The organism is Tepidanaerobacter sp. GT38 (genome assembly GCF_021991635.1).
Taxonomy (GTDB): domain Bacteria; phylum Bacillota; class Thermosediminibacteria; order Thermosediminibacterales; family Tepidanaerobacteraceae; genus DTU063.
The window spans coordinates 1-9195 of sequence record NZ_JAFFJA010000132.1; the positions used below are offsets into that span (position 1 = coordinate 1).

Annotated in this window: 3 protein-coding genes; 2 read left to right on the forward strand and 1 reads right to left on the reverse strand. The window is 41.6% G+C overall.

What is annotated here, in order from left to right; translation table 11 throughout:
- Positions 1 to 165: 165 nt before the first annotated feature.
- Together JT739_RS12385 and amrB are read left to right on the forward strand one after the other, a co-directional pair.
- On the forward strand, positions 166 to 5028 hold the full coding sequence (locus JT739_RS12385; protein ID WP_237661432.1) for an Ig-like domain-containing protein: 4863 nt from the start codon (positions 166 to 168) through the stop codon (positions 5026 to 5028).
- Entirely contained in the window at positions 5025 to 5894 is an 870-nt protein-coding gene (amrB, locus tag JT739_RS12390; RefSeq protein ID WP_237661433.1) for an AmmeMemoRadiSam system protein B, read from the forward strand. Before JT739_RS12385 ends, amrB begins: the two co-directional genes overlap by 4 nt.
- A 216-nt stretch (positions 5895 to 6110) precedes the next feature.
- On the opposite strand, the gene JT739_RS12395 is transcribed toward amrB, so the two are convergent.
- On the reverse strand, positions 6111 to 8783 hold the full coding sequence (locus tag JT739_RS12395; RefSeq protein ID WP_237661434.1) for an S-layer homology domain-containing protein: 2673 nt from the start codon (positions 8781 to 8783) through the stop codon (positions 6111 to 6113).
- Positions 8784 to 9195: the final 412 nt, after the last annotated feature.

Consider the following 9195-nt stretch of genomic DNA (forward strand, 5'->3'; position numbering starts at 1 on the left):
CTACAACAACTTGACACTATCTTTTGAAAAAATATTTATTGATATATATAAAAAACAATGTTAATGTTAAATTGAACCTAACATAGTTTCTTTTTACAAGCAAGTCTGATACAAATCTTCATATCCTAGCTCTGTCGAACATAGGACATTTAGGAGTTTATATATTTGTTCAAAGATAAATTGTGGGGAGATGAAAAAATGCAAAAATCAAAGAGATTTTTGGCTTTGACCCTGGCAGCAACGTTATTGTTGGCCTTCGGCATGGGAATATACATGGGGCGAAATACCCCAATTTTGACCGAAGCTTTAGCGGAGGAAATGCAATTGAAAGCCACCAAAGAAGACAGCGCCGGCGTGGATTTGGATACGGAGTTCGTCCTTTCCAGTGAATCTCCTATAAATATTGACCATATCCGCAATAACCTTACCGTGGAACCGAGTATAAACTTTTCAGTAAAGCGGCCTGCCGGAAAAAACAATGAGCTCCTGATTGTGCCTGAAGAGCCCCTGGAACCTAATAAAATCTATAAGTTTACCTTAGACACTATAAGCCCGAACTCCTTGAAATGGGCGTTTCAGACAAAAGGGGAATTTAGGATTGTCTCCACACTCCCGCGAAACCAAAGTTCAGGTGTCCCTGTTGATACAGGAATTGAAATCACCTTTAGCCACTTAAACTTCGAAAACCTACCGGAATATTTCTCCATTAGTCCAGAAACCCCAGGAAGCTTTGAAGTCCATAAAAAAACAGCCGTATTTATCCCTGACAGACTTGAACCTGAAACTCTGTACACCGTTACTATTAAGAAAGGCCTTCCTCTCGCCGGAAGCAGCCAGGTCCTTGAAGAAGATGTGACCTTTCAGTTTGAAACCCAGGCAGAACCTACGAGTTATAGCTTCAGGTTTTTTAAAACAAACAGCGAGTTTTCGACTAAGGACAGACCCCTTTTACAATTTAATTTCTTCAGTTGGGGAGATAAGGCCTTACCCCATGAAATTGAGTTTACCGTTTATAATTACAAAAGCGCCGAAGACTTCATAAAAGCCCAGCAGGAGAGGGAAACAATCCCCATATGGGCCTATAGGTCCCGGGAGATTTATATTGAAGACACTTCCAAGTTGCAGCAGGTGGCCCGCTTTTTGGCACCGGTTATGGAGTACGATTACAGCACCTTCGTAGAGTTTCCGGAGCCTTTGCCTGCCGGATACTATTTGGCCGAAATCAATTTTGATGGAATAAAGAGCCAGACCTGGTTCCAAGTTACGGACCTTTCCCTTTACTCTGCCGTTGATAAAGAATATACCTATATTTGGGTCAATAATCTGCAGGACGGTTCTCCCGCTTCCGGGGCAAGAGTTGAGCTTTACGGCAGTGATGAAGCAGCTGTCACTGATGCTTCAGGACTTGTCCGACTCGCGACCCCTCAAGATACTTCTACCGGTATTTACGGAGTGGTTTCAAAGGATAGCCTTGAAGCCGTCATAACCATTCCACCCTGGTACCAGTGGGATAGCAGCTGGGAAAAAAGCAGAGAGTTTGCCATGGGTTACTGGAAATACCTGTACCTTGACAGGTCGCTGTATAAGCCGGATGATACGGTCTACTTTTGGGGCATCCTAAAGCCCAGGACCGAAGATGCCGGGGTTATAGATAAAGTCACCGCAGTCCTTTCCACAGGTGGATGGCGGGAAAACTCCGACATTGAGAGCATTGAGGTAAAGTTGGATGACTTTAGCTTTACAGGCAGTATGAAGCTGCCCAATTTAACACCCGGCTACTATGATTTAGAAATAAGAGTCGGGGATAAAACCGTCGATTCGGCCGGCTTTGAGGTCCAGACTTACTCAAAGCCCGCTTATAACATAGAGGTCAAGCCCTCGAAAAAAGCCGTCTACATAGGAGATAAAGTTGATTTTGAGATAAAAGCATCTTTCTTTGAGGGCACTCCTGCAGCCTTTTTGCCAATACAGACCCATATCGATGGTCCCGGCCAAAACACCGTTACAACCGATGAAGAAGGCAATGCCATACTGTCCTATGTTCCGGTCTTTTCTAAAGAGGTATTCAGCTCTATCCTGTACAAAAGGCTGTTTTTGACTGCAAAACTGCCGGAAGCCGGTGAGATCACTGCAGAGAGCCTCGTTAGGGTATTAAATAACGATATCGATATAGATGTTTCCAATAAAGTTGAAGGGAATACAGCCACTTTGGAAATCCAATTAGATAAGCTGACCGTAGACAAAGTCAACAGCGGCCAGTATGAACCCTGGGACAGGGATGCCTATAAGGATGGCCCTGTGGGAAATCACCCGGTGAAGATTGAAGTCTTCCGGGAAGTTTGGGAAAGACGTGAAGAAGGAAAATATTACGATTTCATCAATAAGAAAGTGGAGACCCGGTATTATTATGAATATAAAAAGCTGCCCTATTCAGAAGCACAGGTTACTACAAATAGCGCGGGCAAAGCAGTATATTCCTTCCCCGTTGAAGACAGGCAGTCCTATCTTGTAAGAATCAGCGCCCAGGACTTTAGGGGCAACCCGGCCGTCCGGGAACGCCAAGTATTGGGGCCCGGTTTCTATAGGGAGTACAACTACAAATGGTACAATTTAGAAGGCAAAACTGTATATAAAGCCGGTGAAGAAGTAAATCTAGTCATGAAAGAAAATGAACTGCAGCTACCTACGAGAGCCCAAGGCTACCTCTTCCTTATGTCCCGAAAGGGCATCCAAAAAGCTTACGTCCAGGATTCGCCTGAATTTAAGACGGTTTTTGATGAAGAACTGATACCGAACTTTTGGATCCGGGGAATATATTTTGACGGGAAAAACTATCACGAGACTTATGACTCACTCGTCACCTACGATTATGGGGAAAGGGCCTTGAAAATAGATATAAAGACGGATAAGGATGAGTACAGGCCCCAGGAAACCGTTAATGTCGAAGTGAAAGTCACCGACAAACAGGGTAAGCCCGTAAAAGCGGTAGTAAACCTGAACCTGGTTGATGAAGCCCTCTATGCCCTGCAGGATCAGCATGTAGATATATTGAGAGCCATATATTCCGATACTTTTGATTCGGGTATTAAAACATCTTTTTATACTCATGAAATCCCCGATATGCCTCCCGGAGGCGCAGAGCACGGAGGGGAAGGCGGTTCCGAGCGAAAGGATTTCAGGGATGCGGTGCTGTTTAAAACCCTGACTACGGATAATAAGGGAAGGGCTCAGATTTATTTTAGAGTGCCGGACAATCTTACAACCTGGCGTCTCACCTGCCAGGCAGTGACCAAAGACCTTTGGGCTGCAACGAAAACCGCACCGGTAGTGGTAAAGCTTCCATTTTTTGTTGATATGGTTGTAAACGACACATATCTGTCTCAAGACCGGCCCCTTATACCTTTAAGGGCATTCGGCGACCAATTAAAAGCAGGCACTTCGGTTACTTATGAAGTGGCTTTAGAAAAAGATGGAAAGACCATAAAAGATACCATCCCAGGGAAAGCCTTTACCATGACCTTCTGGCAGCTGCCCCCGCTGGAAAGCGGAAAATACAGCATTACCGTAACTGGAAAAACTCCCGACGGGTTAAGAGATAGACTTACATTAAGCTTCAAGGTAGTCGACAGTTTCTTATCAAAGCGGCAGGTTGACTTTAGGCTTTTAGAAGAAAATTTGAAAATTAAAGGTTCAGAGGATACTTTGACATCCTTAACATTTACAGACTATCAGCGAAGCCAATACCTTAATTCCCTATTGCAGCTGCAATGGGCCCAGGGCAGCCGGATAGACCAAAAAATAGCATGGATTATGGGAGGTAAACTATTAGATGAGTATTTTCCCGGTACGGTATTAAACGACATAGAAAGTGGAGAAATCGACTTTCTTAAATACCAAACGGCCGAAGGAGGTATTGCTTTACTGCCCTACAGTTCTGCGGAGTTAGAACTCAGTGCAAAACTTGCGGCCCTTTTGGATGATGCCTTTGACAAAGCCGCCCTGGCCGATTATTTATTTAAGGTTGCCGGGGACCCCAGGGAAACTCGGGAACGCAGTATTATGGCTTTTTATGGTCTTGCAGCTTTAGGCGAGCCTGTCCTTACAGAGCTTAAGCTTCTTTCACAGCAAGAAAATCTCACTGCCATTGAAAAACTCTACCTGGCTCTGGCCTTTGTAGAAGTGGGAGATGAGCCTTCGGCAGCCGGATTGATAAAATCCCTTATTAAAGAAAAAGGCGAAGACCTGGGACATCAAATGCGCATAAAGGTTGGCCAGGACCAGGACGACATACTACAAGCAACTGCTCTTGCAGCCGTCGCAGCTTCCGGTCTAAACCTGGAGGAACAAAGTAAACTCTATGCTTACGTATTGGAAAACTCCAGAAAAGACATCCTCTTATACATTGAACAGCTGTTGTTTTTAAATAATGCCCTTACAAGGCTGCCTGAAAAACCGGTAAGTTTCAGCTACTCCCTTGAAGGCAGACAGGAAAGGGTTACTTTAAAGCCCGGAGAAACTTATCGTTTAATATTGACACAGGAAAAACTTGAAACACTAAAATTCGGGGATATAGAAGGTCAAGTAGGTGTTACGGCGGTTTACGATGCAGCTTTTGACCCTTCCTTAGAGTCTTCTTCTGATGAAGTAAAACTTAGCAAAAGCTACGGTGCAGATGGGATAACGAAAAATACTTTCGATGCCCACGACATTATTACCATCACACTCTCCTACGAGTTCGGCCCTACAGCTCCAGACGGTCCTTACATCATAACCGACTTCTTGCCGGCAGGGCTGAAAATTATAAAGAGGCCATACTATCACGGGGTAAAACAAAACGCCGCTTATCCCCTTCTCATAGACGGGCAAAAGGTCACCTTCGGCGTTTATGAAAAGAAAAGCTGGTCTATCACTTACTATGCAAGGGTTATAAATCCAGGAGAGTTTAAAGCAGAGCCTGCTATCATACAGAATTTAAAGAGTGGCAAGATTTACAGCATTACTAAAGAAGAGAGGATACAAATCAAATGAAAAAGTCCTTCGTTATCTTTGTGGGCATCTTCCTGTGCTTCGCCTTAAGCTGTTGTTCTTTCAAGACCAATGATACCGAAGAGCCCTACCAAGCTCCTAAAGCCACTCATCCAAATGTATTTTACGATCCCAGGCTCTTTAATCCCCTGTCTCCCGAGGATATAGAGCCCTTTGAGGGCAGAATTCACGGAGCTGTTGTGCCCCACCACCTGCTGGCCCATGAACTTATAGGGGAGGTTTTCGCAAAGCTTGCGAAAAGTCCCCCTACCCAGATTATTTTGCTAGGGCCTAACCACCAAAACCTGGGAAATAAGATTTTGACAAGTTCTCTGGCTTGGCAAACTCCATTCGGAACAGTTGAAACTGATGAGTATATTATAGATGAGTTATTAAAAACAAAACTTGTAAAGCAAGATGATCGTCCCTTTACAAAGGAACACTCTATCGGCAACTTAATGCCTTTCATTAAGTACTATCTGCCCGATACTAAAGTGGTGCCGGTAATATTTCACTACGATGTATCGAAAAAAGAAGCAGAGCAAATAGCCAACTGCCTTTCAAGTTTTGTGGACAGAGGCACAGCAGTAATCGCATCTGTTGATTTTTCCCACTATCTCACCCGTCAGGAAGCGGAACAAAAGGACCAAGAAACGATAAAGACAATGAAAGATAAAGACCTGGACAAGCTGTTTAGCCTAGGCAATGATCACCTGGATTCTCCGGCAAGTCTCGTGACACTTTTCCTCACTATGGCAAACCAAGGCATCACAGAATTTGAAATACTGGCTCACACCAATTCTGGCATTTTGATGGGAAATGATTTAATAGAGACAACCAGTTATATGACATTGGTATTTAAAAAATAGTTTAAAAACAGTATAGAGTATGTAAAGGCAGCAACACTGTGCGAAAAAACCTGTAATTCCTATCCGCCTCAAAGCCGTCCAGCGTGTATCCTGCACACTGCTAGGTTTGTCTCAAGAGCAAGAATAAGATCGTTACTACCTAATGGGATCAGTCTGTTGTCACCTTTTACAAGAAAAAACCGACAGATTTCTCTGTCGGTTTTTTAAGTTCATCGATTATTTATTAAACTTTTCTAGATCCTTAGCATAGTATACAGCTGCAGCTTTTACTTCCTTGCTATCTTCATCAAACATAAGTATTACATAGTCATCTTCGCTGATTCTGGACATTCTGATGGTGCCATCAAGCTTAAATTTCTTGCCATCGAGCTTGAAGTCATATATTACAGCGTCACTTGCAACTTTATATGATTCAGCTCCTACTTTTATGAAGGATCCGTCTACATCCGCCACTGTACCAGCAATAATTGTTGCGTGACCATTTGTGTCAGATGGATCTGATTTTCCATCGTAGACTGCTGCGGATACTATGTCTTTTGCTTCATCTTTACTGTTCAGGGCAAATGCTACAACGCTGCCTTTTGCAAATTTATCTTTATCAGAATCCTTAATTTTGTACTCTGTTTTTCCTTCGCCAGCTACATTGATTTCTACGGTTGTGGCTTTACGTCCTACCCATGGATCTTCTGTTACAACACCAAAGTAGAAAGTTTCCTTTGAACCTTCAAAGTCGTTCTCTAAGAACACTACTAATTTTGCATTTTTACCAGGCTCACCGAAAACTACTGCTTCACTTCCGTTAATGGACATAGAAACAAAGTTATCATAGGTAATTACAGAAGGATCCAATTCTCCATCTTTTATAGCGCTCATTATAATGGTGTCTTTAGAGACATAGTATCTGGAAGCATTTTCATCTTCAGGATCACGATCTGTAAAGTATGCTTTGTCATCTTCTTTGTATACATTAACATTTACATTTATGTCTACGATTTCTTCAAAATCATCACCTTTAATCACTGTTCCATTTTTAACTATTACATAGTTGAAATCAACATATTTCTCATTTTCTTTATCATCGCTGATTTCGCCATCTCTATTCACTCTAAATGCCACTATAGAATATCCAAAATTTTCGTCAGTGATATTGCCATAGTAGTTTAGCTCCTCTTTATCATGTTGGATTTCATTAAGCATTGAACGTGATTCAGCGGTGTAGTCAACAACTTTTCCGTCTTTATTAAATAGAGATAATGTTCCTGTTTTATCTACGCTGGCATATGTTGCTATACCGTAAATAGTGCCACTTGTTTCTACAGCTTCACCGCGGATAACAGCTATGGTTCCATCAAGGCCAAGTAATGCCCATACCTTTTCTTCTGTGAAATCTTCGACATCTTTTACATTGTCCCATGTATCGTAGTTCTTGCCTTTGTCATAAGACAGGATAGCTGCATCGCCTTTGTCATATGATTTTCCATCGATTCTAACTTTAGCATCTCTTACTCTGTCAATTTCACCTTCAACTACATCGCCGGCTACTACTATGAAGATCTGGTCATCATCATTTTCCCAGAAATAGATTAGGGAATCTTTTTCAATATCATCTACATCGAGAACGTTGAAGTTTTTGTCGTATACGAATATGTCTTCATCTTTATAATCGGTGAGATCAATCTCATCTTCTTTTGCGTCTTCTAAAGCTATAAATTCAATATAGTCTTTTGCAACTTCTGTAACAAGGCCGATATCGTTTCTATCAAAGTCAAAGAGGTTTGCGAAAACGATTTCGCCTCTTTCTAACACAAAGTTACCATATAGGCCTTCGAGGTCATCTGCTTTCATTTCTTCTAATTCGCTAAAGCTCATTTCTTCATAGTTTATATAGATCTTTGCTTTATCGTCTTTCTCATCTTTGATATCATATGTCTTATCAGCAATCTTTAAGGTGAGTTCTCTTTTTTCTATATCTGCCTCATCAATTGCATCAAACAGGTTATCTTTTTCCGCTGTTTCAACTTTTACATAAAATACATCTTTGTATTTCTTGTTGTCGTCGCGTTTTACCCAAATTTTTACTTTCTTACCGAAGATTTCTTCGGCTTTAACATCAGGTGTCTTAAGTGTATAGATATTGCCATCTTCTAGTTCGATTTCATCATCATCAAGCCTGCTGTTAACTCTGGATATAGCAGTTACATAGAGGCCATCGCCGTCGCCATCGATTTCGTCGATTCTTAGTTTGTAGAGGAAATCTTCTTTGCCTTCTTCGTAGTATTCAGTGGCACCATAGCCTCTTTGTACTAGATGTTTTACAGTGAGAGAGTTATCAATCATCTGTACAACATCGCCACGAATTGCTGGCAAGTTTGGAGCTGCAGCGACCTTGTCAAATAATTTGAGGTCATCGGCTTTAGCCATTACTCCAGCAGGCCATGGGGCTCCTTCTACTGTTACGCCGTAGTTCATGGCATAGAGAATCATCTTAGCCATTTCGGCGTAGGTTACTAGGTTGTTGCCCTTGAATGTTCCATCAGGGAAACCATTAACGATTTTGTTGCTAACACCTAGATTTATGTAGCCTGTAGCCCACTGTAATGATGGATCAGAATTTACATCTGGGAAAATTGTGGCACCTTTCATAAGGTCCGCAGAAACTTCCAAACCAGAAATTCTGATAATTAGTGCTAATGCTTCTGCTCTGGTAATTGGTTTGTCTAGATTGAGATTGCCTTGGTCGTCGCCTCTTAAAATACCAAGTGCAATTGCTCTGTCTACTGCAGGCGTTCTAGAAACATCGTCATTGTCTGCAGCGAACCCTACGTTGAATGTGCTGAGTAAGAATGTGAGCACGAGTAGGGTTACGAGTAGCTTTCTTGCTTTTTTCATACTCAAATCCTCCTTTAGATTTTTTGAAAATAATAATACTTAAAAAAGGCTTTCCTCACTTCTCGGTGTTATCTCCCCCCTTCAAAAACTTTATTTGAAAGTTGGTTTATATCCTTTCTTTCAATCTCTTGTAAAACTGAGCATCAAGTTTATCTGCTCGTGAGATTGAAAGCAATAGGCAATTTTTGTTAGAAATAAATCATTTAATATACTTCGATAAAAGTTAGAATTTTCCTGCTAGTTTTTGTAGTAAAGTGAAAAGTTTATTTTTAACAATGAGTGTAACTTTTCGGATTTGAGTATTTTTATACTCATTATTAAATTAACAAGGTTCAAAGTCTATTGCTATTATAGCATCAGGTTAAAGAGGGGTCAATAATTTTGGCGGAAATGGATAGTGTCAAGTTGTTGT

Excerpts from the sequence above, each read along its gene's own strand:
- JT739_RS12395 (WP_237661434.1), bottom strand. The coding sequence starts at position 8,783 with ATGAAAAAAGCAAGAAAGCTACTCGTAACCCTACTCGTGCTCACATTC.
- amrB (WP_237661433.1), top strand. The coding sequence starts at position 5,025 with ATGAAAAAGTCCTTCGTTATCTTTGTGGGCATCTTCCTGTGCTTCGCC.